This is a genomic window from Rhodococcus sp. IEGM 1307 (assembly GCF_030056915.1).
GTDB lineage: Bacteria > Actinomycetota > Actinomycetes > Mycobacteriales > Mycobacteriaceae > Rhodococcus_F > Rhodococcus_F opacus_D.
Genome location: NZ_JASHKW010000042.1, coordinates 1 through 26,661, shown reverse-complemented (window position 1 = coordinate 26,661; position 26,661 = coordinate 1). Strand labels below are relative to the sequence as shown.

19 protein-coding genes are annotated in these 26,661 nt (G+C 63.4%); 5 read left to right on the top strand and 14 right to left on the bottom strand.

Annotated features, from left to right (window positions below; genetic code table 11):
* Window positions 1–16 precede the first annotated feature (16 nt).
* Window positions 17–4,300 carry an outer membrane protein assembly factor BamB family protein gene (locus QM841_RS41890; RefSeq protein ID WP_164063540.1) on the top strand — a complete coding sequence of 1,428 codons (4,284 nt, stop codon included), beginning with the start codon at window positions 17–19 and terminating at the stop codon, window positions 4,298–4,300.
* A gap of 438 nt (window positions 4,301–4,738) precedes the next feature.
* Here QM841_RS41890 and QM841_RS41885 read toward each other — a convergent pair whose 3' ends face one another.
* Window positions 4,739–6,622, bottom strand: coding sequence for a UvrD-helicase domain-containing protein (locus tag QM841_RS41885; protein ID WP_164063542.1), 1,884 nt, complete (start codon window positions 6,620–6,622; stop codon window positions 4,739–4,741).
* Window positions 6,619–8,874: an ATP-dependent nuclease gene (locus tag QM841_RS41880; protein WP_283336614.1), complete on the bottom strand. Its 2,256-nt coding sequence runs from the start codon at window positions 8,872–8,874 to the stop codon at window positions 6,619–6,621. The genes QM841_RS41885 and QM841_RS41880 overlap by 4 nt, the downstream gene beginning before the upstream one ends.
* 279 nt (window positions 8,875–9,153) lie before the next feature.
* Between QM841_RS41880 and QM841_RS41875 the strand changes: the two genes are divergently transcribed.
* Window positions 9,154–9,411: a hypothetical protein gene (locus tag QM841_RS41875; protein ID WP_164063546.1), complete on the top strand. Its 258-nt coding sequence runs from the start codon at window positions 9,154–9,156 to the stop codon at window positions 9,409–9,411.
* A 523-nt stretch (window positions 9,412–9,934) separates the two neighbouring features.
* Here QM841_RS41875 and QM841_RS41870 read toward each other — a convergent pair.
* From QM841_RS41870 to QM841_RS41850, 5 genes are all read right to left on the bottom strand, one after another.
* Window positions 9,935–11,074 carry a DUF6615 family protein gene (locus QM841_RS41870; RefSeq protein WP_164063548.1) on the bottom strand — a complete coding sequence of 380 codons (1,140 nt, stop codon included), beginning with the start codon at window positions 11,072–11,074 and terminating at the stop codon, window positions 9,935–9,937.
* 684 nt (window positions 11,075–11,758) lie between these two features.
* Window positions 11,759–13,090 (bottom strand): PDZ domain-containing protein, encoded by a 1,332-nt coding sequence (locus QM841_RS41865; protein WP_164063550.1) that lies wholly within the window; start codon window positions 13,088–13,090, stop codon window positions 11,759–11,761.
* 138 nt (window positions 13,091–13,228) lie between these two features.
* Entirely contained in the window at window positions 13,229–14,374 is a 1,146-nt protein-coding gene (locus QM841_RS41860; protein ID WP_164063552.1) for a hypothetical protein, read from the bottom strand.
* Complete coding sequence (locus QM841_RS41855; RefSeq protein WP_164063554.1) at window positions 14,371–15,447, bottom strand: DNA replication initiation control protein YabA; 1,077 nt, start codon at window positions 15,445–15,447, stop codon at window positions 14,371–14,373. Before QM841_RS41855 ends, QM841_RS41860 begins: the two co-directional genes overlap by 4 nt.
* Window positions 15,448–15,802: 355 nt before the next feature.
* Window positions 15,803–16,384 carry a hypothetical protein gene (locus QM841_RS41850; protein ID WP_164063556.1) on the bottom strand — a complete coding sequence of 194 codons (582 nt, stop codon included), beginning with the start codon at window positions 16,382–16,384 and terminating at the stop codon, window positions 15,803–15,805.
* A gap of 1,172 nt (window positions 16,385–17,556) precedes the next feature.
* On the opposite strand from QM841_RS41850, the gene QM841_RS41845 reads away from it, so the two are divergent.
* Window positions 17,557–17,979, top strand: coding sequence for a cupin domain-containing protein (locus QM841_RS41845; RefSeq protein ID WP_283336613.1), 423 nt, complete (start codon window positions 17,557–17,559; stop codon window positions 17,977–17,979).
* A 9-nt stretch (window positions 17,980–17,988) separates the two neighbouring features.
* A complete protein-coding gene (locus tag QM841_RS41840) occupies window positions 17,989–18,162 on the top strand; it encodes a hypothetical protein (RefSeq protein WP_164063559.1) in 174 nt (57 codons plus the stop codon).
* A gap of 451 nt (window positions 18,163–18,613) precedes the next feature.
* On the opposite strand, the gene QM841_RS41835 is transcribed toward QM841_RS41840, so the two are convergent.
* The 7 genes from QM841_RS41835 to QM841_RS41805 all read right to left on the bottom strand — a co-directional run bounded on the left by QM841_RS41835 (window position 18,614) and on the right by QM841_RS41805 (window position 25,756).
* Window positions 18,614–19,198 (bottom strand): hypothetical protein, encoded by a 585-nt coding sequence (locus QM841_RS41835; RefSeq protein ID WP_283336612.1) that lies wholly within the window; start codon window positions 19,196–19,198, stop codon window positions 18,614–18,616.
* A gap of 218 nt (window positions 19,199–19,416) precedes the next feature.
* Window positions 19,417–19,818: a hypothetical protein gene (locus QM841_RS41830; RefSeq protein ID WP_283336625.1), complete on the bottom strand. Its 402-nt coding sequence runs from the start codon at window positions 19,816–19,818 to the stop codon at window positions 19,417–19,419.
* Between the two features lie 136 nt (window positions 19,819–19,954).
* Window positions 19,955–20,476, bottom strand: a complete 522-nt coding sequence (locus QM841_RS41825; RefSeq protein ID WP_164063561.1) for a DUF6262 family protein — start codon at window positions 20,474–20,476, stop codon at window positions 19,955–19,957.
* A gap of 2 nt (window positions 20,477–20,478) precedes the next feature.
* Window positions 20,479–22,971 carry a tyrosine-type recombinase/integrase gene (locus tag QM841_RS41820; RefSeq protein ID WP_283336611.1) on the bottom strand — a complete coding sequence of 831 codons (2,493 nt, stop codon included), beginning with the start codon at window positions 22,969–22,971 and terminating at the stop codon, window positions 20,479–20,481.
* A complete protein-coding gene (locus QM841_RS41815; protein ID WP_349307466.1) occupies window positions 22,968–24,221 on the bottom strand; it encodes a tyrosine-type recombinase/integrase in 1,254 nt (417 codons plus the stop codon). The genes QM841_RS41820 and QM841_RS41815 overlap by 4 nt, the downstream gene beginning before the upstream one ends.
* 18 nt (window positions 24,222–24,239) lie before the next feature.
* The gene (locus QM841_RS41810; protein WP_283336610.1) at window positions 24,240–24,785 is read right to left on the bottom strand and encodes a nucleotidyl transferase AbiEii/AbiGii toxin family protein; all 546 of its coding nucleotides are present in this window, start codon (window positions 24,783–24,785) and stop codon (window positions 24,240–24,242) included.
* Entirely contained in the window at window positions 24,782–25,756 is a 975-nt protein-coding gene (locus QM841_RS41805) for a type IV toxin-antitoxin system AbiEi family antitoxin domain-containing protein (RefSeq protein ID WP_283336608.1), read from the bottom strand. The genes QM841_RS41810 and QM841_RS41805 overlap by 4 nt, the downstream gene beginning before the upstream one ends.
* Before the next feature lie 430 nt (window positions 25,757–26,186).
* Between QM841_RS41805 and QM841_RS41800 the strand changes: the two genes are divergently transcribed.
* Entirely contained in the window at window positions 26,187–26,477 is a 291-nt protein-coding gene (locus tag QM841_RS41800; protein ID WP_095870081.1) for a DUF4193 domain-containing protein, read from the top strand.
* Window positions 26,478–26,661: the final 184 nt, after the last annotated feature.

Genomic DNA, 26,661 nt, shown 5'->3' with positions numbered 1-26,661 from the left:
ACCCCCGGGAGGGGCTATGGACAATTACCCGATTATCGATTTGCAGCCCCGCCACATTGCCCGAGGCCTCGCCGTGGTGGTCCTTCTACCCGTGTTCTACATCTTCGGCATCCAGGGCGTAACCACCGAGCGAGAAATCGACCTCCTCACCGGCGAAATCAACTCGACGAGCAACCTGGGATCCCAACTCGGTAAGGCAGCGATCTGGATTCTTCTCGCCCTCGGTTTCGCGTATGCCGAGCGGGTCGCCCGGGCCCGAAACACACAGTGGCCCAACGGGATTCATAGATACCTGGTTGACGCCAAGCTCGCTGGCCAATCTTCGGCCACCACCCAACGACAGAGCGAAGTGCGATCCGACTTCAGCTCTCTCGACCACGCCGCGGACCACGACCCGAGCAGTGACGCTGACGGATCGGTGCAAAAAGTCGGATTCACCGTCAAGCCGTACCACGCAGCCCGAATCGCGGCGGCAGTCGCATTCCTCACTGCGCTGAACAACCTTCCCGGGATCCCATGGCTCATCGTCGCCGCCGCAAGTCTCTACGTTGAGTGGCACACGCGCACCAAAGCCGTTTCCTGGCCGCCGGCCATTGGATCGTTCCTTGATCGACTCACTGTTAAGTCCTCGAATTCAACGACGACACCTCCCACATCTACCGGCGAGAACGACCATCAATCCTGCGGCCGGACCGTTTCCCTCCGCCCCCATTCGATGACCGAGATCTTCGCGAACACGCGCACTGCTGTGCAGCGAAACTGGAAGGTCGCCCTACTGTTCCCGATAGCGCTGATCATCGCAGGCTCACTAGCTGTCGGCCTACTAACGATAGCCGCGGTATACATCGGCCGCTCGGCCTTCACTGGCACAGCGTCGTTCGGGGCGGGCTCTACTGGATCCGACTTCGCCGCCAACCCCGGCACGCTCTTTGCCGAAATTCTGATTCTCTACGTGGCTGTCGTCTTGCTGATCTGGATTCCGCTGGACGCGGTCGTTACCGGCGTCACGGTGACGAGTGCAGCTCATGCAGCCCGAAGCAGCACAGTTCGCCTTCGCGAGGCCCTCGCCGCGACACGAAGCAGAATGTTCGCCTTGTGCAGATTATCGCTGATCTTCAGTGCGATCTTCTATCTAATACTGCTCATCCTGTTTCCGGTCGCATCGATCATCATCACCGACAGGTTTGGATGGATCGCATTTCTTGCCTCTTCCATCGCGTTGTCGGGGGCGACCCTTGTCGCAACTGTCCTGTTCAGTCTCGCACCCGTCCCCCTGATGCTCGAAGGCACAGGCGTTTTCGCGTCGTTGAAACGCTCGGCCATACTCGTTAGACCAGCTTGGCTACGCCTCACCGCAGTGCACGCGGCATGGGGGCTGGGCACGATCACACTGATACTGATGGTAAATAGCATCCTGTCGGGGTTAGGCTCCCTTATTGGCCTCGCCGTCGCGTTCCCAATCTTCCGGACCTTCCAGACGCTCCTTTACGCCGATTTGCGGACCCGAGCCGGTGGCGGTGCTCACCCGGGTGGGCTGCATCTCGACGACGCTTCGGCCAGTACCACTAGTAGCACCGCACTTCGCGCACAGTCGACACCGTCCGAGGATTCCTCGGTACGAACCGATGATCGCAGTACGCCATCGGCTCTCCCGCTGCCGACACGCGAACGCACCGATGAGCCGCCTCAGAATACGGCGACCGCACCACCGACACCGGTCGACGTCCCCACATCGGCACCCGAAGCCATCCCGATCAGCCCGATCGCCGCGTTCACTCCACCCGGACAGACGCATCCGGCACCACCGTCAGCAGAATCCACTCCAGCCGACCGCCCGGAACACACCGGACGAGCGCAAGACACCCCGGCACAGCCTGCCCTCGACCCGGCTGTATTCGTTTCACCGGGCGTTACCGAGGACGCGTTCGTGACGCCGTCCGCAGCGCACGACACACCACCCGCACCTATTCCTTCCCTGTCTACGAACACAAACCCGATGACCGTTCCGGCGCCACCTGCATGCGCGACCGTCGTAGCCGCAGGTCCACGTCGCCGACCGCCGGTGAAAATGGCTATTGCCCTTGTCGCACTCGGACTGGTCCTCGGCTTGGCGATCAGCGGCCTAGTCTATTGGTTCCCGTCCAGGGAGACCGTCGAGACGAAGCCATCACCCACCGACGGACTGAGTTATACCTTCCCCGACGCGCCCACGGCCTCCTGGCAGATCAGCGCGTCCTCAGTGTTCGCCGGTGCCCAATTTGCCAGCCCCACACCCGCCGCAGGGTTGTCACGACCGGGCTTCATCGATCTCGGCGACACCCTCATAACCACGGCGGTCCTGCCGAACACAGACGCCGAAGCGCAACTGGTGGCAATCGACGCATCGGACGGCACGATACGGTGGATCGCACGCGATCGAAACTACGACATATGCGCGTCAAAGACACTCGACGACGGCTTGCTCCCGTGCTACACCGGACGCGGCTTGATGGGCCCCGAGTACATCAACGAGGTCACGTTCGTGCGGATCTTCGACGGCTCGATCGACCACACCATCGACGTCCCGGACCGCCAGATCAGCTGGATCGAGGTACTCGACGGCGACGTCATCACCGGAGGTTACGACGGCATCGGCCGCGGCACCACCACCGATCTCACTGCCCGGTGGTTCACGCCCTGGAACCCCGACTACACCTGCCGCGGATCGGGCGACGAGATCTTCTACGGCGCAACAAACGAGTTTGTTCATTTCGGAAACGACGCCGGCCAACTCGTCCTCGACGCCAAGACCGGAAACAGGCTCATCCCTGAGGCCCCCCAGGCGGTAACCGTTTACCCAGGACATGGGCTCGTCGCGTGGACCTGTGCGCCCGACGACCCCGAGGACCGAACGGCGGTCGTGCTCGATCAGAGCGGAACACTGCTGCGAACTCACGACATCAACGGTGGATACACCAGCACCCTGGCGACGACTGGCTCACCGGCCCGATATGTCATCGATGGAACCGCATACGATTTCACCGACGGCAGCCGAACGTGGACCCACCGTGGCGAGGTGGCGGACATCATCGATGATACCGTCCTCTTTATCGGCGACACACTCACCGCCGTCGATTTCCACACCGGCGAAATACGCTGGACCCAACAGCTCGATGTCGAGTCCTCCTACACCGTTCCATTCATGTGGCTCACCGACCGCCAGCGCGTCATCTTCGGCCTCGATGACACGCTCCGGGCGGTGAACCTGCGCGACGGCACAACCGACTGGGTCCTGCCGGGCGCGTCGGGAAATCCAGTGCGCGCAGGTCATGGGATCGCCACAGCATCGCAAGCGGTCATCACGTACTACGCGCCAACCGGCGGACCCGTTCCCACTGAATCGGTCAGCGACGACGTCATCAAGGCGGGCGGTGACACCGGGCCCCTTACCGTCGCGAGATGCGGCACACCTCCAGCGCTCACACCCGTCGCATTCCGCACCGAAGCAGATGGATTGGTCGTTCGTATGGAGCTCCGAGCGGCCTGCCCGAGCGGCGATATCGTGTCGACAGACGCGCTGCGCGTTGCGATCTCCGAGCAAGGCAAGAACATCGCCTCGGGAGTGTTCGATTTCTCCAAATCGCCCCTATACCTGCCACCCACAACCGCAGACGGGCCACAACGACCAACGACAGTCCAACAAGACTTCAGGTTTCCCATCGGAACGTTCTGGCGCCTTCCCACCCCACTCGAGAATCAATCAGATCCCAGTTCGAACCAAGCAAGCCCCGGAGGCACACAGCTTGTCGAATGCACCGACCAAGGCGTCAGCCGCGGACCCCGCGAAGGCGAATACCACGCACCACCAGTTGGCGGCGAACCGACTGCGATCGGGCCCGGCACACCCGCAACCGGAGACGCAGAAGCAGCAGCACTAGATGCGCTACGCGCGCAAGCCGACGCCGACCGCCCCACCGTGCAAACCGTGTTGGCCGACAAGTGGCTACCACAGCTGTCCTCGAAATACCCCGGACTTGTCGCACCCGACGTCGACGGCCGCATGGTGACATGGAGCGCGACCGAAATCCTCAACCAGCATATGCGGATGCGCCTCCAGTATCCCGAGGTCCGCCTCCTCTGGAGCGACGACTGGCGCACGTTCGACCTCAATGGATGGTGGATAACCATCGCCGGCGATACCTTCGACGATCCCGAGGCAGCAAACGGATGGTGCGACACCAATGCCATCCCGAAGGACGAATGCTTCGCCAAACAAGTCAGCAACTCACAGGGACCACAGGGGACAACACGATACCGCTGACACCGGTCGTCGCGGCCCTCGACATAGCCTCGCCGGGCGAACCATCGAGCAGAGTGAGCAGTAACTCACGCGCCGCCGACAGGCACCGACAAGCATCTCGTCCCGGTGCTCCTTCCAGTCCTCCCAGTCCCAGCCCGCACCGGCATCGATGCAGTATTCGGCGACCTCGACCGGCTCACCGTCATCGGTAACCCCAGACGCTGGTCGGCCTGTCGGGATCCCGGACGATGACGGCCTCCACCATCACCGGCCGCCCTCGTCACCGTGTACCCCAGCGACTCCGCCGGCAGAAGGAGTGAACCGAGCGAACACGGATGGGACGTGCCATCTTTCCTGGTCAGCGCGCCGCCCCGAGGCCCCGCAACGGGCAGCCACAGCCAATTCTTCGTCCACCGTGACGAGGAACGTCAAAGAAGGAGCGAAAACTGTTGAAATAGGTCAATATCCACTCAACACGTCAGCGGTCAAGACCGCAACATGATCGCCTATGGCAGACTCATGCACTGCCGTCACGGCCCGCGGAATGTCGGCTGCGAAGAGCACAATGGCCAAAGACTCTCTCGCCCTAGAAACACACACGTAGAATAGCCGACGCGTCCGTTCAATCGCGGAATCTTTTCCTTGAGCTCGATTCTCGACGTCTTTGGCCGACATCTTTTTGAGCCCGAGAAGCTTGTCATACGAGTAGCTCGTAAACTTACGTCCCTCCTCGTCATCGAGCACGACCACCACTCGCTCGAACTCTGCACCTTTGGTTCCGTGTTGTGTGGAGTAGGGAGACTCCTGTTTCACATACGTGTAGTAGCCCTTCAGTTCTGCGAATGCGCACTGCACCATGGCATCCAGAACCGTGCGGGTCCTCTCATCAAGAACGACATCCTGGTGCTCACCGTCAGGATCCAGGTACGCCGCCATTCGCGGATCGAGTTCTAGGAGCCGCCGCTCAGACGCGAATCTGAGCAGTTGACCGAGCGTCGCTTGTTGATCGACGCCGGCGAGTTCTCTCAGTTCTTCGACAGCCGAACGGCTGGAGGTGAGCGCGGCTCGGAGTTGCCGTGATGCACGGCCAGTCTTGACGAGCGGGCTGTACTCCTTGAGGACAGCTAGCACGGCCGGCGAGCTGGGCTCATCGGCCAAGCAAAGCGGAAGGATCACGTCACGAAACGGCGTCAGTGGCCAGGCTGTGCCCTCATCGAATGCCTCCGCAAGGCTTATCGCGTTGTTGTCGTTGAAGGCGGAATACAGCGCATCAAAGCCAAGCCGCCGGGCAGCCATGCGGTGCATGATAATGAGCACTTTCGAGCCGCCGTCGTGCGCACTGCGTGTCCAGTTGCCCGAAGTACTGTGCTTGTCGAGCCAGGATCGGACCCGTTCCAGATTCTCGCTTCGATGGTCGTCTGCCGGGAGGACGAAGCAGAACGCCTCTCCTTCGGACTGTGCCCCCGCGAGCCCCGATACCTGCTGAAGTGTGTCGCTCTCGGCGCGCACCGCGTTGATACAGGCAAGCACTCGCTGAGAGGACCTGAAGTTCTCAGGCTTGTCGATGTTGCGCCACCCGAGTTCCGGGGTGACAGGTCCTAGCCCCTGCTGGTAGATCTGCTGCATGGGGTCCCCGAAGAAGCCCAGACACATCTTCCCATCTGCCATCGACCACACGCGCTTCAGGCATTCCACGACCTCCGGGAACGTGTCCTGACTTTCATCGACGAAGACAAACGGGAACTGGCGTGCCACGAGCCGAGCCAACAGAGCTCGCGCGTGGATCATCTGCGGAACCATCTTCAGAATGTCTGCGTGTCCCAATACACCACGGGCGTAATCGCCACCGACGCCGTAGGTCCACCGCGTCACAGTTTTGACGGCAGTCTGTTGGTGTCGACGCTTTGCTAACTTCGCGACGTCTTTCTCCTTGGTGGATGGGCGCGTACCAGATGTGTATCCCTCCTGCTTGGCCAGCAGGGTCGCAATTTCTTCGTCGATGCGAGACGCCACCCACACTCCGATGTCCTTCTGGAATGGCTTGGCCAGAGACCAGAGGAAGCTGTGAATTGTCGAGACGGATGCGAGGGAGTCATTCCCGATTTCCGCGTGAATCTCCCGGGCCGCAACCTCGGTGTAAGTGATACAGGCGACCCGTTGAGTTTTCGCAAGCAGGGACGGGCCGCGCGTTTGTGTGACATGCGCCAGCGCCTTGACCAGGGACGTCGTTTTCCCTGAACCGGCGCCGGCCACCATCGTGAAGCCGGTCAGCCGGTCCTGATCGAGAATGTCCCGGAGTTCACGGTCGGCTTCGGTGTCTGGTGAGTCTATTCTCGAGGTCATTCTGACCCTGCTGACTGCGGCACGTCACGTTGCTTCTCTATCGGCGTCACGAGTTCGAGTCTCTCGCGGAGCCACTCAAGTCCGTCCACGATGTATCCAGGGGCCTTCCATGTCGGATTAATGGTGGCGATGACGCCGAGAGCGAAGTTGGTTTTGTCGAAGTTCTTGACGCGAGTGAATAGTTTGTCGTGCAGCTCCTTGATCGAAAGTTCCTTCGCCTTAGGAATCTTCAGCCCCAGGTGCTTGCCGTCAGTGCTCTGTGTCCAGTCGAGATTCTGAAGCGCGAACGCCTCCTCCAGTGTGCGGCCGGCCCGCTCCTCGGTGGCACCCTGCCACATCACCTTTTCCCTAGTCTGATATGCGACTCGAACAAGCCCAGCCGGTCCGTCGACGCTCGGCGGCATTTTCAGGTCGATGTCCGCAGCCAGCAGGTCCTCGATGCCGACGATCTTGGGGAGCCACTGCTTCAACGTCTCGTTTGAGGTCACCGCACCTGGTGTATCGACATGACACGAAGATGCCCTGGCCTTGGCCTTGCCCTTTTGCTCTTGACCTTCCTCGCCCTCTTGATCTTCGTCATCCTCTTGATCTTCGTCATCCTCTTGGCCATCACCTTGCGGTTGATCGGCGGCTGTGACAGCGACGCTGTCCAGGTCAGTGATGACGAGGGTCGGAAGACCGAGAAAGCTGACGAGGTTCTCGAACCGGTATGCGAAGGCTCCGCCCACTTCGAGGATGGTTAGGTGGCTGGAACGCAGGTCCGGCACGAAGTTGTCGATGATCAGTGGAAGCAAAAGGCGTTCGACGTTTCCTTCTACCAACACGACGGCGTCGGCGAAGAACAAGTCGCAATGGGTGAGCTTGATGTACTGCTGCAAGAACTCTCGGGTCGCCTCTTCTTCGTCTCTGTAGAACGTCGAGAGGTTCTTCACGTCGCTCAGGTGCGGGCCGCTTAGGGATGCCGATCTGCAGAAGTAGCGGATGGGCTTGAAGTTGCTTTCATAGATGATGTGAGGCGAGTGCGTCGTGACGACCAGCTGTGTCTGAAACTCCGATTCCGGCTTCGGCAAGATTTCGAGTACTTTTCGGACAAACACCTGCTGCAGCTGGACGTGCAGATGCGCCTCGGGCTCTTCGATCATGACGAGATGAATTGGGGGACGATCCTCTTCCGCATCCGCCCATGCCTGGTGGAAGTCGAGCACCTCGACCACCATATAGATGAGGTTCTTGAAGCCTAGGCCGTTGTACTGATCGGGCAGCGTCTGATCGATAACCGTCCCGCTTCCGGAGCGCTCAGGTAGTGCATAGTGGACCTTGGCGCTCGTGTTGAGAATTCCATGCGCGTTGAACGACGCCTTGACCACTAGGCCCGGGTTAGCGACACCGGGATAGCCAACTTCTCCCAGCCGATCGAGCGTAGGTCCGAATACTTCCGCGAAATGTGCGTTCAGTCGCTCCTCGGAGTCAGCGATCACGGCCAGGGCATCGACGTCACTGTCGAGCTTTTGCAGGTTTCGCTCATAGAACCGACTCAGCCGCTTCGACAGATCTTCACTTCTTCCACGCGAGTCGGCGTCGGACAGATGCCGCTGAGCGTTGAGGAAATCGACCTTGATGATCGACTCGATTATCTTTGAAGCGCCGCTACTGTGCGTGCCGAGGAAGAACGGTTCGTAGCCATCTTTGGGAACGAGGTCGTCGGTGCATTCGTTGGCATCTAGCACGAAGTATTTGATTTCGTACTCATGCTGAAGTCGCTTGGTCAGGTACTCGACCATGTTTTGCGGCCACGACTTGTAGGAACCTTGCTCGTTACGTGTCGTTGACTCCGCCTTGGCGCGCGCCTCGTTGTAGTTTGCGACGAGCTTTACGCCATCCCGTGGCGCGTAAACCATACGCAGGCCTACAGGCTCGTCGGTCCAGTCCAGGCTCGGGAGGAGATCAAGTACTCGATGTAGGTTGTCGTCATCCACCTCGAACCAGAGGTCGAAGGTGATCTGAGGAAGATCTGTGGCTGGATCTCCCGATTTCGGATCGAATGCGTTGAAGGACTCCCAACAATCGGCAGTAAAGTCGTAGATCTGAAATGGCTGCCGCGGTTGCTGTCCGAGAAACATTTGAAAGAGGTGAGTCGCGGACGTCTTGCCGCTATTATTCGCTCCGACAAAAATCGTGCGATCTTCTTCAAGATCTACCCGAACGTTCTTCAGGCGCCTGAAGTTCTCAACCCGGAAACATTTAATGTGCATTGCGAGTCTCCAGGTGGGGTAAGTGTAGCGGTCTTATACGTTGGTTCGCGTGATCATACTGACTGGTCTGATCCGTTGGTCGCTGGGGGCTGCCACCGACCATGGACGGCATTTCAGTCCCGTGGGCCTCAGATTCACCTCCTCCAGATATCTGTATCCCGAAGATACGGTTGAACAATCGACAGCCCACTCGGATGTGGCGTGTTAGGACCATCGGCAATGAGATAGCAAGAAGCAGCAGCCGCTTCCCCGGAGATCGCCGAAACGTTGCATGGCTGAGTGGGCGTGTTCGCTCTCTTGAATTCGGCAGCGGCCTTAGAAGCTGCTGCGTCCGAGGCCGAGGATCCCGAGTCGCAGCTGCAGGCGCAGCAGATCGCGGAGACGACCCGGGAGCAGACCTCGTCGGAGGAGCCGCACCGAGGAGCGTTGAAAGCGCTGATGTTGCAAGCCGCGGGTTCACTGGTGACGGCCCTGTCAACGGTGACTGCTGCGCAGGTAGGACCTCTGGCCTTGGAGGCTGCACACTCCTTCTTGTGACGCAGCGAGGAAAGGTCCGAGCCGAAAGTTGCGGCTCGGACCTTTTGTGCACTCGCCGTGGGTATTGGGCGATTCGGGCTGCGTGATCGGCCGAGTTGCCGATCGATCAACCAGTGATCTCAGGCAGCCGTCCTGGCCACAACACACCTGGCGAAGGCTCTGTGGAGCCGCGGCCGCACGTTTCAGCCGCCTGGAACGACATGGCCATCAGGTTCGGCCGCGAAGTAGCGCGGCAAACACCACCACCTCCGCGACCAGTCCGACGATCAGTCCACAATCCTGAAAATCCCGATTCGTGGGGCTTCACCCTTGAGTGAGCACATCGTGAGCACTGGGTCGTGAAGAGCCCGGAGAAAGAGACTCACTGACGGCGATGACGGCGGGCTAGGCGGATTGGTACCCCGATGCCGTGACGCTGTACCAGTCCGATCCGAGTCACACCTTCGAGGACATCGGCAACGGCCCGAGTTTCAGCCGCGAGACGCTCCGCAACCCGGCGTCACCACATCTGTTGGCTGCAAGCTCACGTATCACGCTGACCAGGCAGCTTTCCTTCGTCGAGCACAATGATGTGCTTTGGTGCGGCGTCCGCGTCAGCGAGAGGGTGTCGCAAATCTGGGTGAAGTCGGTCTCCGTACCGCAAAGCCGTCACATAGTCAGGCAACTCATCACCGTCATAAACCCGCAGGGAAGGAATACCCTGCTGCAGTAATGATTCAACCCCACCCTGCGGGTCCTGCAGCCATTCAACAAGCCAGTCCGAAGGGTAGCCTCGAAGCAACTGGTCGTCTATCCACTCTCGCCCACTGTCTGAAATCGCCAAACGTTGAAAGTTTCGGAATAACCTGTGCGCCAGACTATTCGGATCGAGACGATCGGACTCCCCGGGAAAATCGAGACCCCAGGCCAATGCATTTGCGACACGCTCATACTCACTACCGCGGCTGACCGATGGTGACGGACCGTGACCTGCTGGTAGCCCAGAAGCCTGTTCCGGCTGCACGGCTCGCGTCTGCCGACTCGACCTTGAGTGGGCTGGTAGACCTCGGCCCCTGTAGTCAGTCAGACAGGACCACGGCAACGCGAAAGGACGAACATCGGCGAGGGGGACACCTGTCAATGTGTCCCGGAAACGCCGTGTGAATGTTTCCGCACGTATAGCGGTGATTCGGTCGCCGCTGGGACCTTGGCAGCACCGATGGTCACTGTAACTCACCCGAGCTGCAGGGTGATAGAGCACATAGACCGCCGACGCCCCCGTGGTTCTCGCGTATTTCGTCAGCAGGTCGATCTGCTGGTCCCCCGACGACGGAATGATATGGTCGATCTTGTAGTTGCCGCCCTTGTTCGCGGCAGGGGTCGGCCGCCACTTCTTAGCCTGAACTACCCAGTGGAACCAGCGGTCAGAGCCATCTGACAGCCACCATTCCCAGTCGGCGCCGTTGCGGCATTCTTCTGGGTGAGAGAACGAATCAATGCGCAGTTCAGGAATCTTCTTCGCCAGATCCAGCAGGACCCTTTCGGTGATACCTTCCTCCCCCTGACGAATCCCATGATTCTCACCGTCCCGGAGATTCCTGCCTATCACCTGCGCATTCTTGAACAAGGCAAAGGCGAGTCTAGACATCACCGAACCGGATGTTCCGGTCATCACCGCAGTCATGCCAGTTAGTATGTCGGATCCGCATTGGACGACTGCGCACCGCCGGGACACAACCGACATGCGTATCCCACTCAACCCCACTTGGCGGCAACAGACTCATTGCGTCACCGAACCATGACATCATTCACGCCAATTGTGTCGGGGCACAGCCCTCCCCCGTGTCGCTCGAGTCTTCGACTGGGTGCGCCCATTTGCAATGGTGGGGTCAAGCGCAGCGATAAGTTGCGCGCTCGCCGGCCGCCGCGCCCACACCACCACCGAAACTTGCGACATCCTGGGCGGCCTGCCCGACTTCGTTCTTGGGGACGCCTACCATCCGCCCGTCGCTACCCGCTCCGCTAGCCCGCACTCCCATTGCCCCAGTGTCATTCATACGAATGACATGGGGGTAGTCCGAACGATCGAAACAACTGCCGCGCCGGTGTCCGGCCGCCAACCACACCCGCCGACACGGCGCACTCGCGGAGCGTTCGGCCCACGCAAACCGTGAGGTAATCAGAGGCAGCCATTTCCGGTTGTCACCACACCATTCGCGTGACGCGTGAGAGCACCGAGCACACGCAATTTATGTTGTGTTGTCCGCGAAGGCCGGCCAGATGGACAGCGGTCTGGGCCTCACGCTACGTAATTGCCGATCCAGCTGTCCGGCCGAGGTGCCAGCAGTGGGCTATTGGTCCGATGTCGTCAGATGGTGTGACTCGACAGGCGCCCCGACGGGGCGGTCTGCGGAAAGACAGTGAGGGAGGACGACCCGTGTGTGGAGGGGGTGACCACGGTCAGCGTGAGGGACTGACCCGCCTTGTTCGTGAGCGCGACGAGCAGGTCGGTGAAGGTGCGTACCGGCATATCGTCGGCAGCGGTCACGATCTGCCCCGCTCGCAACCCCGCCCGTGCAGCAGGTGATCCGCCCGTGACGTCGGCGACAACGAGGCCTGGCATGCTCCCCGCCGCCGGGTGGATCTGTATCCCGATGACACCTTCGATCGGTGGGGACGGTTGGGCGGCGTGCGGGTCGGCCATCGACCCCAAGGTCACCGCGACTGTGCTGTCCTGGCCGTGTCGGCTGATGCGGAGCGTGACGGAGTCTCCCGGGTGGTGAGATCCGATTTCGTCGAACGCGTAGATGGGTTTGCCGGCAGGTACGGCTGCGTCCTTCACGCCGAGAATCAGATCGCCCGGCTGTAGCACGGCGGACGCGGGTGATCCGGGGATCGTGGCCACCACGACTCCACTGCCGGTGGGCCCGTCTCCATCGGACGGTTGGCCCAACCAGACGCCGAGCCATGGTCGATCGTCGCTGAGATCGATGATGGGACCGGCGTCGCCTCGTGCTCCGACGGTTCGGGTGTACTTGCGCAGCGGGCAGCATGCCGGAGCCCGGGGCGGAAAGTAGTCGCTGGTGACGGTGAGTGTCTGGGGACCGGTGTCCGGGCCGTCCACCTGCACGGTGGCGTTCATGTCCTGGTTGTTGCGGTAGGCCACCTGTGCGACGCCGGCTGTGAGAGAGACGATCCCGGTCAGAGTCAGTGGATGATTCGCGGTGGTGTCGACACCGGTGATCAGCAGGTACGCCGGTTTGTCGGGATCGGCACGAATCCCCTTTACGGTCACCGAGGTCACCCGGTTGGTTTGCGGAAGCAGCGGCACCGCGTCGACGGATCCGGCCGCGGTCATCGTGTTCGCCGCATCGAACGTGACGTTCCACCGCTCTGCGATCGCGTCGTAGGACAGGATCTGAACGTCCTGCGTCCCACCATCGACGGGCTTGCCGGCGTCCAGACCCGGACCGCTGGAGACGATGATCCGATCGGGTGTGGGGCCGCCGCCCAAGTCGAGTTCACTCGTCGTCACGACCCGGTAGTTCGGGTGCAGGACCGACGAATAGTCCGGCTCGGACGGAGGTGACGACAGCGCGGACGGTTGTGCTGTCGTGGCCGAGCCGTCGGACGCCGAACCCGAGCAGGCTGTCATGGACAGCCCGAGGCCCACGATGGTGGCGAGTACCCACAGTTTCACCACCGCATCATCCACTCTCGCCGCATGGCCCTGCAGCGCAGGGCCGGAAACGACGCTCTGCCTCGTTGCTCACCACATACTCGGGGCGCCGTGGTCTGTGGCGGCGTCGAGCCCACGGGTCAGGTATCCGGTCGCGGTCTACCACAACAGGCCTGTAGCCAACTCGTCCCAGTCCCGAGCCACCGCTCGACTGCGCGTTCGCCGATCGTGCGCGACCTCCACCGCTAGGCATCCCATCCGGAGGAGCACCGGAACATTCACGTGCCGCAGCGCCATCCCCTTCCGATCATCGAGGACGATCATCCGCGCCAGCGTCTTCCCCGCCGACGCGGCACCGACCAGCGAATGGGCCGCGAGGAGCAACTCGTTACGCCGGGCCTGCTCCCGCACGTCCAGACGGGCGCTTCCCGTGGCCGCATACGCCCGGGCATGCACATGAGTGCGGAGGATGACCTCGGTGGTGATCACGCTCAGCGACGGGGTGAGGAGCCCGGATCGCACGTTCAGACCATTGCCCGCCGTGCCCAGGTACACCTCGTGCGCAAACTTCCGGAGTGCCCGGTTGTCGAGTTCATACAGCCAGGAGGAGCCGGGCAGCGGCAGGCTCATCGGGGTCACCACATCCGCCGCCAAATGCTGGGCCCAGAGGACGAGGGCCTCGGCGAGCGAATCGACCTCCCGAAACCGGCCACCCACGGTGACGTCGTATTTGTCGCCGTAGTCCCATCGGACGCCGCGGAACTCGCCCGCCCGGATCTGCCGCAGCGCCTCGAACGGCCGCGCCAGATCATGCCCCGGGGAGCGGACCCGGTGGGCGCGGCCGCCGAATCCGGGGCCGGTGTAGTCGATCGGCAATCGTTTGCCGGCCCGCTCCCAGGCCCGCATCCACCCGGTCTTCCTCGTGGAACCGAGACCCTTCGCGACGGTCCCGTCGATGGCGGTGTCGTACCAGACCGCCGCCACCCCCAGGACGGTCGCGAACCCGACCGCGAGGACGTCGTCGCGGTCCCACTCGATGCGCTGCCGGGCCCGCCACCGATCGAACCCTGCCCACTCATCAGGGGTCAGGGCGGCGTCGAGGTCGATGGCGGTCCACCCGCGCTGGGTGCGGAGCAGGTCATTGGTGGCGGTCAGCTCCGCGTACGAGAGATGCTCGGTGGTGTCGTTCTCCGGGAGTGGGTCCGGGACACCGCCGGCCAGGGCGGTGTCGGTGGCCGATTCCAGCTCGGCGAGCCGGCGGCTGAGGGTGTCGAGGTTCCGGTCCACCGTGTCGTCCATGCTCATGCGGCGGTTTCCGGGAGACGGTCCAGGATGACCTCGAGTGCCCCCTCGGCACGTTTGGCGTCCGCGTGCTGCCTGCGCAGTTCCTCACGCAGTTCCTTGTTCTCCGCGGTCAGCCGTGCGTTCTCACGCGAGAGTTCCCGGATCCGGTCCAGGAGTCGCTCACCGTCGGCGACGACCTTCTCGAGCCGCTCCTGCAGGCTCTGGACGACGCGGCGTTGCTTCTCGTCCCGGTTCTCCGCCTCGATCAGCACACATCGTGCGATCAGATCCAGGCGCATCGCGTCCGCCACCACCTGACCGGTCGTCCACGGTGTCCAGCGGGCCCCGGCCGCAGCTACGCCGGCTCCGGCGATGCCCCCGATCCCGGTCACCAGGGCTGTGCCGCCGGCAATGCCGAAACCGCCGGCGGCGATCGCGCCGCCACCGAGGGTGGCCAACCCGGCCGAGGTCGCTGCCGCCCCGGTCAATCCGGCGGCGCTGCCGATCGCGGCGCCGATCACCGGTGCCGACCAACCACCGGTGGCCACTCCTGCCGCCAGTCCTGCCGCACCGATGACAGCCACCTTCCCCCAATGCACACTCTTACGCCTCAACCGGCGGAGCAGAAGCGTGTGCTCGTCCCGCATCCGATCCAGATCCGCCCGGTCGAGGTGCGGGAACTCGTCCACCAACGCTTCGAGGTGTGTGCGGCGGGTGGCGGCATGCCAGGAGGCTTTCGCCGGCCACGGGTCGAACAGGATGAGGTCGACCAGCACCAGCAACGACCGCTCCCGCGAGCCGAAAAGCCGAGGAAGGCGCCGGCCATGGGCGGCAATGGCGTCCGCCACGGTCTCCTGGGTGTCCATGTCCACCAACAGTGGTGTCAGCCAGTCCGGGCAGTCCGACCGATCCGCAGCGGCCACCCGGCGGAAACCGGTGACGGCGTCACCGAGCACCGCTTCCTTGAGGGCAACTGACTTGTCGGACTTCGTCGCATCGAGATCCGACTGCATCAACGACACCTGCATCGCCGCCAGCGCCACCGACTCCGACCACTCCACCACGCCGACCGGATCACCATCACTCGTGGACATGACCGCCCCCTTCCCACCATCCAGAAGGGCTAGTATCACCGATCGGTCCGACACCGCGATCAAGACAACCCCGGACCACGGTGATGTGTCAGAGCGCCTGCAGCTCAGCGTCATTCAATCGAATGACACCCGGCCTCGCACGGCATGAGTCAGAGCGGCGACTACCTCCACCAGACGCCACATCCGGCAGAAGCCCGTGCTGCTGCCACCTGGCCTGAACCCGGTAGCGGCAGTCTTCACGGATCCGCCCTGCGGGGGCCCGGCCAGACCACCCGCTGCCATCACCGCAACTCGGTTACGCCTCTTCCGGACGAACGTCGACTCTGTTCGCGGTGCAGGGGTGGGCAGCCACTTGCTAGTTCGGGCACCGATCGACGTCTTCGCCGTCGACATTCACCGTGGCCTTCCAGTGCCACTCGCTACCGAGAGCGGCCACCGCCGCAGAGGGCAGTACCGCCGCGACCTGACCGGGCACGCTGACATCCGGTGCACCCGACAAATTCTGTTGCTTCGCGCCCGCGAAGGTGAAGTAGGCGATCTGGTTGCCATCGAGGGTCTTGTAACCGAGCTGAACAGCATTGCTCCCGCCCCGATCAGCCGCCGACAACGACCACAGCACCGTACCCGTGGCCGGAAGCTCACCCTGATAACTCCACACCACCCGCGCCGCCGTACCGGCATACCCCGGCACCCCGAGGTGCACCGACACCTCCGTCAGATCGATCGGTGCGCCCACCCCCACACTGGCACACGAGCTGTCGACACCACGAACCACCACCTGCCCGGGCACATCCGGGGCGGGTTGCACCACCGCCGTCGTCGCCGCCGTCAAGGGCACAGGCGTTCGCGTCGTGGAAGGTTCGTCCGTCTCGGAATCCGCGTTGCCGCAGCCGGCAAGCACCAGGACAGCGAGCAAGACCGAGGCTGCACGTTTCATGGGCAATACATACCAGGAAATCTGATCCGCCCGAGGTCATCCGCACCGCGCACTCGGAGCGGATCGTGGTCTAGGACGCCGTCTCACCACCTGACCCCGCACCTCGGATCGATGAGAGTGCCCGTCCCCGTGTATATCGAGCGAATGACACTGTCGCGCAACCTCCGCCCCGAAATGCGACACCGACCCGAAGATAAGGATGCGTGCATCAGCAGACCTCGATCAGCGGGTCAGGTTGACCACGCACGCGTCGAGGGCTTGGACACGCTCGTCGCCGGGCAAAATTCGCAGTGGAGCGTCACTGGCCTTCGCAAACGTCGTCGTATTCCGCGCACCCCCGGTGGACGCGTACACGGTCCCGTTCGACATCACCCACACATCGGACCGGTTCTTGACCTTTCCGGAAGCGTCTACCGTGGTGCCGCCCACGAGAGTTACCGGACCGGAATTGATTACCGTGCCGTTGATGAGCGAGAGCCCCGACTCGGAGAAGCCCGACTCCACTCGAGAAACCAGGGCGTCGTCGGCGGGGACGCAGCGCGGGTCGGACGCCGGCTTTGACGGTGCCGCCTGGGGCTGACTGACCGGAGCGGATGTAGCTGGGGTGGCCGCAGTTGACGGGGGAGCCACCGCCGATGTGGTCGTTGCCTGCCCCGGTGCCGTGGACGTGGCCGATGGTGCGGCAGAGCCGCCAGTCGAACCGCACGCGGTCAACGACAACAATGCAAGGGCGGCCCCGGCCGCGAACAACGTCCTCATGCAGCGTATTCAAGCAGACTCTGCGCGCCTGCCCGTCGGCCGCGCGGGGCGAACGCTTCCGGCTGCGAAGGCGACTAGTTCTGTCAATACGTTGCGTGAATGAATCTGCGGCGCTTCGTATATGCTCTCCCAGCTCCGTCAGGCGAGGTCCGCTGCATAGAATTGCTGCACGTGGACGAGGTGGCCGCGGCTGACCGACTCGCCGCGGACGTGGCCCATCGGGCTCTCCGACCGTAAGAGTTACCTCCTGGTTCACCGTCAGCACCGTGGTGAGCACGAAGGAACCCCACCAGCGCGAAACACGACTGACGCGACCGGCGGGGCCCGTTGCCACCCAATGGCAAGGGCAGCAAACGACAGGTTACCAAACAGATGGGGTCCGTTACGTCCGGTTCGTCTGGTTCGATGACCGCATGGCGCAGACAGTCGCCGGCCGCACGCCATCAGTCATCGCCGCGGTGCGCCTCGATGACGTCGCACTCGAGCCCAGCCCCATCGATCCGACCTGGATCCTCGACGGCACCACCACCCACTGGGTCTGGGACTGCACAGCAGGAACCTTCAACTGGTACTTCGCGCTCGAAGAGACGATCCAGATCCGCGAGGGTGAGGTGACCGTCTCCTCGGCAGATCAGCCTCCTCGCACGCTCCGAGCCGGTGACGCCGCAGTCTTCCCGGCACACGCCTGCGCGCAATGGCATATCCCCCGGTACGTACGCAAGCCCGCAGTACTGCGGCCCCACGCACCCCGGCCGATTCGAATCCCGATGCGCGTCCACGGGGCCGTCGCCAGCGCGATGCGACCTCGCAGCCTGCGCGGCGCACTGTCCGGCTAGGGTCCGGCCATGGGCGGCGAGTGGATCCAGATCGACAGAGACTGCGTGACGTGTGGCAACGCCGCATTCCGGCACTACATCTACGCCAGCCTCGGCGGCGTGCTCATCGAGACCGACCTGTACGAATGCGCCACCCCGGGTTGTCCCGGGCCTGTCGCGATCTGCGAACCAATCGACGGCTGACCGCACAGAGACCCCACCGGCCGAACCGTGACGCGCTGCTGGTGGGGTCTCACTGCCGGCAGGTACCCACATCCGCGGCAGGCGAAGCCCCGCCCAACTTTTCGGGGGAAGACGAGGCTCCTACACCGACCAAACCGCGCTGGGTTGGGATCGGCGCGCGGCCAGAATATCCGCGGACTATCGTCGCCACCAGAGACCTGTTCAAAATTCAAGCATCGACTACGTCACACAAACACCCCTCACCTCGTAGGTGGGGGACGTTCTGTCGTCAACCGCCGCTTGCGGCGTCACCCGCATTCAGGTCGCGGCGATCTTCCCGGCGCGGCTCGTACCCTCGAATCGCGCCAGTCGAACACCTCGCCAGCTTCCGTAACGGTTGATCAACCCCACCAGGCCACGGCGGTGAGGTCAAGATCGGCGAGCGGTGCTGCGCGGCGAGTCGGGCTGTCGGCTACCGGTTGCCGACAATTCTTGCGACCACCCAGGACGAGGCGCTCAACGCCGCCGCCGACAGGAGCACCACCCACAGTCCCCAGCCGACCCCAGTCGAGACCATGGTGTTCATGAACTCGACCTCGTTGCCGTTGACGTCCATCGCATCGACGATTCCGATGACGAGAACAACCACGCCGACCACCGGTGCAATCCAACGATCACCGAACTTCGTGAATCCACCTCGCGCGTAGATCGCGAACAACGCAGCAGCCCCCACAGCAGCCAACATCAACGTGACCTTCCCGTCGCCTTCGGTGCCCGCCACCCCGAAACCGAAGGAGGTCACCCACGGACCGAGACTGCCGACAACGATCGCCAGGCACGCAACCAATCCGGCGACGATGTTCGGCATGTAGTTCACGGGAAGTGGCGACGGTGGTCGTGGCGGCGGCGCACCGACGAAACCGCTCGGAGCGGTCAAGTCCACCAAGGGGACGAAGGGCTCCGGCTCGTGCGACTCGAGGGGTTTGCTGTTGGCCAACCATCGCTCCACCGGACTCAATTCGGCGTCACCACCGGGTCCGCTCGCTTGATCCGTCACTTCCTGCACCGCCCCTCTCTCACAACAGCACGAAGCACCGCTCCGCCGAGCGTAAGGAGAGTGTAAAGAACGGTCGAGATCCGCACCGATGGAAATCTGAATTCACCAGCCACCCACCGCGCCCACCGTCGCCCCACTCCCCCCTGCACTTGCCCTGCGCGTGAATGCCTCTCGCATAGAGAGACTCTCGGGCACTCGCCGTCACTCAGGCTCTGGTTTCATTCAAGGTCCGCGAGTCTGGCGACCCTTCGCCCCGTTGTCTCCCAGGCGCTGCGTTCATGACTCCACACCGCCGGCTGCCGGGCAGTGGGTAGCGAGCCGAGGATGCGGTTGTAGCAGCGGCCCGCCGCTGCCAGCGCGCTCTCGAGGTCGTGGAGGTCCGCGGTCAGTGGACTGTTGCGGGCGGCCTTGGCCCACTGAGTCGCCCACGCCGGGCCCGGGCTCACCAGTGTCGCCGGCAGTGCGGGCAGGGCGCGCACGCGTCGTTCCCGTTCGACCGCGTCGACGGTGGAGGTCAGATCGATGGGCAGGAACATGCTGATCAGTAGCAGGTCCACCAGATCACGGAACCGTCCCGACGCCGCCCCCGCCGCACCGTGCACCTCGTAGAGTGCGCAGATCTTGTCCGCGATTCTCTAGGGGTAATCCGCCGTGACTGCGAACATCCATCGAGTTGGTGCAGGTCTGCAGCCTTGAACGAGACTGTAGCAAACGGCAACAGGTGTGGTGGAAGTTCGTCGCCCGACCCGGGGAAACCTAGTGCTGCTTGTTCATATTGGCGAACAGTTCCCGATTCGCGGCGCGGGCTGCTTGGAGTTCCTGGTCTCGCTCCTCGATCTCGGCCCGCAGTCCGATGACCTGTTGTTCGAGCGTGGTGACCTGACGTTGTAGGTGATCGATGTCCGCGGGTGCGCCGAGGCCGGACTCCCGCCATGCACCCTCACCTAACAGTTCAGACAGCTTCCGCTCCAGTTGCTTGTTGTGACTTGCAAGCCGGGCGATGCGGGCCTGAGCGTTCAGGAGGTCGGCTTTCAGCGACACCATTGTCACTGGCGCTCCGCCCTCGTCGTTCGGTATTGGGGCAGCCTGGGCCGCGTGGAGTTGGGCTAGCAAGTCTGGGTGCCGATAGAGGAAGGTCCGATCGACTCCGGCAGCGCGGGCGATCGCCGAGACGCTCAGGTCGCGGCCAGCCTCGCGGGCGGCGTCGAGTTCCTTGATAACTCGTTGTCTGCGTCGAGCCGAGTCGGCCTGGCGGCCCTGGATCATGGTGTTGGGCATTCTCATGCGCTCCTATCAGGGCGAAGGTCGGGAAGGGGCTGCCGGGTTTGAGGAAGGCCGAGAGTGACGACGCTGGTACGGGCTCGGCGAACGACGCCAACGGCCTGCTCGATCTGGATGCGCTCGTCGTCGGAGAGTTCATCGACCTCCGCTTGGATGCGGGAGATCAGCCGACGGATTCGGGTGATCTCGTCGTCCGATGGCATCGCCTCTGTTCGGGCCCAATCCTCGGCTGCAGTGAATGCGCTGCGCAGTCGTTCGCGGCTGCGGAGCAGATCCGCCAGATAGGCCTCCAGGTCGGGCAGGTAGGAGACATCGGTGGAGAAGTGGGAGCACCCCACGCAGCGGAACCGGACGGGGCAGTCCTGGCCGCCGGCGGCGACGTTGCTGGGCTCACTGCAGTTGCCGTAAGGGACTGCGACCTCGCCGACAGCTCGGCGGAGAAGCTCGGAATCCAGTATCGTTTTCGCATCTCGCCAGATCCGATCTCCGCGCCGGTCGAACTGCATTGACGTGACGCGTTCGATTGCTCCACGCCGACGCCGTTCTCCGACACGGTAATAGCCCTGGGTCGTCTCCATCTTGCGGTGATCCATCAGATCGCATAGGACATCGACAGGGACGCCTGCGTCGGCGTGCCGCTGGGCGAAGCTGTGCCGGTAGGCATACGGAAAGATGCGATGTTTGTCGAACGGCACCTGCGCGGTGGTCGCCGTCTCGTCAACCATCCCTGTTCCAGAAACGAAGATGTCGGGGAGGCTGTCGACCCACATTCGATGTTGAACGCTGGTGTGACCGTCGGAGATCGATTTTCGTCCATGGGGGTTCATCACCGTCGTGGGGAGCAATTTCAACTCGCCGACGGGTGTGTCCGGGAATCGTTCCCGGACACGCTGTTGCTGAGATTCAATCAGCGTGGCCGCCGATGCGGGAATCGGCAGTCGTCGCCCTTCCCGATTAGCTTTGTAGTTGGTGTAGACCAGCACCGGTTTGCCCGACTGGTCGCGCTCGAGGCAGTCCAAAGATAGCTGACAGACCTCGTCGGGTCGTCGTCCGGTGTCGATGAGAAGCTCGATAGCGACTCGGACTTCTCGCCCGGCAATGGTCTCCAGCTTGTCCAGTTGGCCGCAGAGAAACTGCATTACCTCGGCCGGCAGGTCGCGGCCTGCTGCGTCGTTCACGGGCAGGTCCGGGATGTCGCGGTTGGTGATGGCGAAGTCGTCGGGCAGGCCGTGTAGTGGTTGCCCCGGGCGGGTCAACCCCAGTGCGCGCATCCTTTCGAGCATCATCGCAACTCCGCGAACTGCGATGGTTCGACGTCTCGCCCTGATGGTCCCTTCCGACTGGAGGAAGGCGACTCGGTTGAGGAACGCGGTGATGTCGTCGCGGCTCAGCGCTGTCAGATCACCGCCATTGTCGGGGCGTTGAAGATGCAGGCTTTCCGAGAGCAGCCCCATGTGGCGAATCTCGGTTTGGCAACTACCTTTGGCACCATCCCCGCGGCGCTGAGGTAGGTCGTTGAACGCCCAGATCTTCGTTGCCTCCTTCAGCCATCGCTGAGAGATCGTGTCGAACCGAACGATCCCCCGGTGGCCGAACACGGTTGCGTCCCATTCGTCCTTCAAGCGTTCGGTGTCCGGCGTCATCAGGCGCCGCCGCAGGGCAGACAAGATGCTCTGAAGAAGTTTCCCGACTTCGCGGTTGGTTCCAACCTGATCGACGAAGTCCTCGACCGAACCGATTTGTTGCATGCGGATGCGATCGGTCAGGGTACGAAAGTGGCTCGCATCGGTCTTCGCCCCCATTTCCATTGTCCGGTGTTGGAGCGCATAGAGCAGTTCGGCCACCACATGGTCCGGCAGCGCCCCCAGGCTGATCTCGTTTCTGAACGCAATCGCCGATTGCGTTTGCCGCCAATATCCTTCGTCGGGTGCTGATTCGCCTGACTCGCCCCTGAGTTTCTGCCATCGAGTGTGGTGTCCACTGCAGTATGGGCTGTTGCCGTTGCGGTCGCGCAGACAGGCGATGACTTCACATTGCCCGAAGGCCGGCAGCGGGGTCACCTCTGGTCGGATGAGGAACTCGTCAACGGTGAGTTTCATCCGGTTGCGTTGGCCTTGGTGGGTGTTGCAGAGCGTGGTTCGACTCGATTGCCACGGCCTTTCGCAGTCGCGGACCGCGCAGCGGCCGATCCTTCGGAGGCGAATGAGGCGTCGGTCGCTGCGGCGGAACTCCTCGATCGGCGGTCGGCCCTGCCGGACCCACCGAAGGTTGCAGCCGCCGCAGAGCCGGTTGGCGCGCTTGCCTGGCTGATCGCAGTTACTCACGGTGCAGATAGCGAAGCCGAGCAGCGAGTGTCCCTGTGGAAAGATCGCCACGCGTTGCTGCGGGCACCAGCTGATCAGATCGAGGAACTCCGGCGTGATCTCTCCCCAGATCGCGGATGCTGTTTGCGGACCGGCGGTGTCGACGATTCCGACGCGAGGATTGGTCATCGCAGGTCCTCGACCATCGCGCGAGGCGAGGGAACGCGCTCGATGGCGGTACGCAGCCTCTCTGCGGAGGGATGCAGATATGGCTTCGACGACTGCGGGCTCACATGACCGAGCAGGGTCTGGATTTCGTCGAGCATCGCCCCCGAGTCGGCCAGATTGCTGGCGAACCCATGACGTCCCTGATGCGGCGAGATTCTCCGCGACAGTTGGGCCCGTCGACCCAGCGTGGCGAACAGTTCGTTGATCGCCCCGACACTCATCGGCGCCCCCAGAGGCTTCCGAAACAGGTTGACCAGTAGGAAGTCGCAGTTCGCCGCCGCAGATTGTGCGTCGCGCTCGAGGAGGTAGAGGTCTATGGCACGAACGGTGAGGAAGTCCAGGGGAACCACTCGTTGCCTGCGGGATTTCGCCCATGCACCGTTCGGATTCGTCCGGCGCACCACATGCAGGTGTGCACCCGCTACCGCGCACTCGTGAACCGAGTTGTCCGGGAGCAGATGCAGGTCGCAGCGACGCAGTCCGGCAGCTTCACCGCGGCGCAGTCCGACGCGAGCGAGCAAGAAGACGATCAATCGGTCACGCGCATTCCTGCAAGCCTTGAACAGTGCGACGATCTCAGCGTCGGTGGCGCGGTCTACGGTCGATTCGGGTTGATGCAGGCCGTGCCGCGCCCGCATCCGATAGCGCAGATCGCCGGACTCATTTTGCGCGGCCAGGGGCAGATCCTGGGAGTCGGCGACCTCGTAGAGCTGTTCTGTTACCCAACCAGGAAGCTCGTTCGCGGCCACCGCGAACATCAGAAAGCCGCGCGTGGCAGTGAGAATCCGATTGATCCGAGAAGCGCCGCGGACAGCGTCCACACCGGGGCCGACCAGCACACGGTCGCTGCGCGCGGGAGTGTGCTTCAACCACACAATGAACAGACCTAAATCTCGTGCAGCGGTGGTCCAGTCGCGTCCCGTGCTCAGCGACCATCGCAAGAACAGCGACACGCTCTCTGCGTACGCTTTCGTCGTCGACTCAGCTCGGTCTCGCCCGAACCGCAGCTCTTTCAGATACCGGTCCGCAACCGGCTGAACCTCGTAGTCGTCACCAATCACCGTCCAGTACGCGTCACCTGACGGCATCCGAACCCGAAACGCCCGCACAGCTTCTCCGATCTCCATCATTGAGTCACACGGAGCTACAGAGCTACACCCCCAAGAGAACTGTCGCAAGCACCCGACGATGTGTCGGCGACGCAACGTCATGCCACCAAGGCAGGACCCCTAGAGAACCGCGATCTGATCCGCCAGCGGATACAGCGGGACCCTGGTCTCGGGTGGGAAGTCGTCGGTGTCGACCAGACGCGGGATCGGGCGGCGTTCGATCTCGCCGACGAGGGTGCGGCGGCTGCCGACGACATCGAGGGAGAAGCTGTCGTAGGTTTTGCCGCCGAGGGAGGCGGTGACGGTGACCGTGACCCCCTTGTCGTGGCTCAGTTCGGTCGACGGGCCGACCTCGAAGCGGAAGTGGTCGAGGTGGTGGTCGCGGACCGTGCGGCGCAGCTCGTCGACCGAGTCCGGAAGGTCGGTGGCGGCGAGGAGGTCAATGTCCTTGCTGTAGCGGGCCTGCGGCAGGCGCACCATCATTCCGATGCCGCCCTTGAGGATCCACCCGTCCGGGTCGGCGTCGAAGACGCGGGTGAGGAAGCGGGCGATGACGAAGCGGCGGCGCACCAGGGCGATGTTCTGGCCGTGCTCTCGGGCGTATCGGTTGAGGCGGTCGGTGATACTGGCCCGCACCGCCTGCGGGGACCGCGACGCCGGGCTCACCGGTCCGCCGTCTTCGCCGACCGAGCCGACCGGGCCGTCCGGCCGGATCCGGTCGTGCTGGTGCCGTCCGCCGGCTGGGCGGCGGGTGCGGTCTCCCCGACGCCGGTATCGGCGTCGGGGCTGGCGGTGGACTGCCCGAGAGCGGCGGCGAGCGACTGCATCAGCGCATCCCGTGCCTGCGGTGACTCGGTCACCGCCTTCATCAGGGCGGCGATGCTCAGCTGCGCGGCGTCCGGCGCGGCCACACTGGTGGCGGTGGCACCAGCGGCTGTGGTGGTGGTGTTCTTGCGGGCGAGGTCCGCGAGGGCCAGGGTGGTGGCCGGCACCCCCGCCTGCGCGATCAGCACCTCGAGGAAGCCCTGCCCGTCCAGCGCCCGGTGCCCGTAGTCGAAGGCATGCGGGGCGAGTGCCGTCAGCACCTCTTCCACGGTCGCCTGGCCGCGGGTGAGGGCGTCGCGGACCACCGACGCCAGATGCCCGGCATCGGTGCCGGCGGCGGCCAGATCACCGATCGTGCGGGCCGGGGTAGTCACCGGCAGCCCGTCGACGAGCTGCCAATCCTCCCGCGACAGCACACCCCGGTGCACGATCACCCCGGGCAGCGACAGCCGGATCCGCCGGATCGCGGTCAGCTCCACCACATCGGCATCCAGATCCCCCAGCCCATGCAGGCCGGCGGCAGTGCGATGCGAGAGCACCCCCGTCGGGACCGGCTGATCCAGCCGCTCCCACACCACCACATCCGGGTCCAGCGCCAGCCACGCCACCCGTTCCTCCAGGTGCACATCCTCCGGCATCCGTGCCAGCCGATACAGCCCGTGATGCAGCCGCTCGAGCACCCCCGAATCGACCATCCGCTTGAGCTGCTGCACCGACACCGACGTCATCGCCCGCGCCTGCCGGCTGGTCACCACACCCCCCTGCTCAGCAGCCAGCGCCACCACCTGAGCAGCACGACTATCCGATCTCATGCCACAATAATACACACTTCCCCCCATAACCATGGCATGGTATGTAACTATCATGCCAAGGTAGTTGCGTCGGCGACGATGTCGACCCACGCCGGATGGCGCGGCAGAGCGGGCGCAGTACCGACTGCGGGGCGCCTGTCCGACGGGCCGACAGACAGGCATTCACACACCCGCCGTCAGCGCTGGTGGGAACCGAGGGGTCCACCAGACACGGCGAATGTTAATCCTCAACCCCCACCCGCACACACCGACAGAGCCAATTCCCCTGACAACAAACGAAAATGAGACACCCGGCGGCCACCGAACCGAACCGACGGAGCACGATCCCCGCCCGCCTGGGATCGAGCGGAAGCCGCCCGGTTGCATCGCGCCACCGAACCCCTCCTACCCTGGCGAGTCCGAACAACCTGAGTATGAGGACGCAACAGCCATGGCCACCGACTACGACGCCCCCAGAGTCACCGAATCCGACGAGCCGGACACCTCCCTTGAACAGCTGACCGTCAGCCGGAAAGACACCCAGTCCCCCGTCGTCGACGTTGAAGACTCCGACACCGCAGAGTCCTTCGAACTGCCCGGCGCCGACCTGTCCGGTGAAGAATTCACCGTCCGCGTCATCCCCAAGCAGGCCGACGAGTTCACCTGCACCAGTTGCTTCCTGGTCCATCACCGCAGCCGCCTCGCCGACGCTACACAGTTGATCTGCCGGGACTGCGCCTGAGAACGTCGGAGCATCCGACGACCCGGACACCTCCAGACTGAGCGGCATCCGCCACACTGCAACTGCATCGCACACACTTGCCCCGCCGGAGCGGCAGCCGGCCATCGCCCTTCCACGGGCCTTTCGGCGACGCGGTGGGGCGGGCGGGGCTCGAACCCGCGACCAATGGATTATGAGTCCACGG

Excerpts from the sequence above, each read along its gene's own strand:
- QM841_RS41890 (WP_164063540.1), top strand. The coding sequence starts at position 17 with ATGGACAATTACCCGATTATCGATTTGCAGCCCCGCCACATTGCCCGA.
- QM841_RS41885 (WP_164063542.1), bottom strand. The coding sequence starts at position 6,622 with ATGACCTCGAGAATAGACTCACCAGACACCGAAGCCGACCGTGAACTC.
- QM841_RS41880 (WP_283336614.1), bottom strand. The coding sequence starts at position 8,874 with ATGCACATTAAATGTTTCCGGGTTGAGAACTTCAGGCGCCTGAAGAAC.
- QM841_RS41870 (WP_164063548.1), bottom strand. The coding sequence starts at position 11,074 with ATGACTGCGGTGATGACCGGAACATCCGGTTCGGTGATGTCTAGACTC.
- QM841_RS41860 (WP_164063552.1), bottom strand. The coding sequence starts at position 14,374 with ATGAGCATGGACGACACGGTGGACCGGAACCTCGACACCCTCAGCCGC.
- QM841_RS41855 (WP_164063554.1), bottom strand. The coding sequence starts at position 15,447 with ATGTCCACGAGTGATGGTGATCCGGTCGGCGTGGTGGAGTGGTCGGAG.
- QM841_RS41850 (WP_164063556.1), bottom strand. The coding sequence starts at position 16,384 with ATGAAACGTGCAGCCTCGGTCTTGCTCGCTGTCCTGGTGCTTGCCGGC.
- QM841_RS41845 (WP_283336613.1), top strand. The coding sequence starts at position 17,557 with ATGGCGCAGACAGTCGCCGGCCGCACGCCATCAGTCATCGCCGCGGTG.
- QM841_RS41840 (WP_164063559.1), top strand. The coding sequence starts at position 17,989 with ATGGGCGGCGAGTGGATCCAGATCGACAGAGACTGCGTGACGTGTGGC.
- QM841_RS41825 (WP_164063561.1), bottom strand. The coding sequence starts at position 20,476 with ATGCCCAACACCATGATCCAGGGCCGCCAGGCCGACTCGGCTCGACGC.
- QM841_RS41820 (WP_283336611.1), bottom strand. The coding sequence starts at position 22,971 with ATGACCAATCCTCGCGTCGGAATCGTCGACACCGCCGGTCCGCAAACA.
- QM841_RS41815 (WP_349307466.1), bottom strand. The coding sequence starts at position 24,221 with ATGACGTTGCGTCGCCGACACATCGTCGGGTGCTTGCGACAGTTCTCT.
- QM841_RS41805 (WP_283336608.1), bottom strand. The coding sequence starts at position 25,756 with ATGAGATCGGATAGTCGTGCTGCTCAGGTGGTGGCGCTGGCTGCTGAG.
- QM841_RS41800 (WP_095870081.1), top strand. The coding sequence starts at position 26,187 with ATGGCCACCGACTACGACGCCCCCAGAGTCACCGAATCCGACGAGCCG.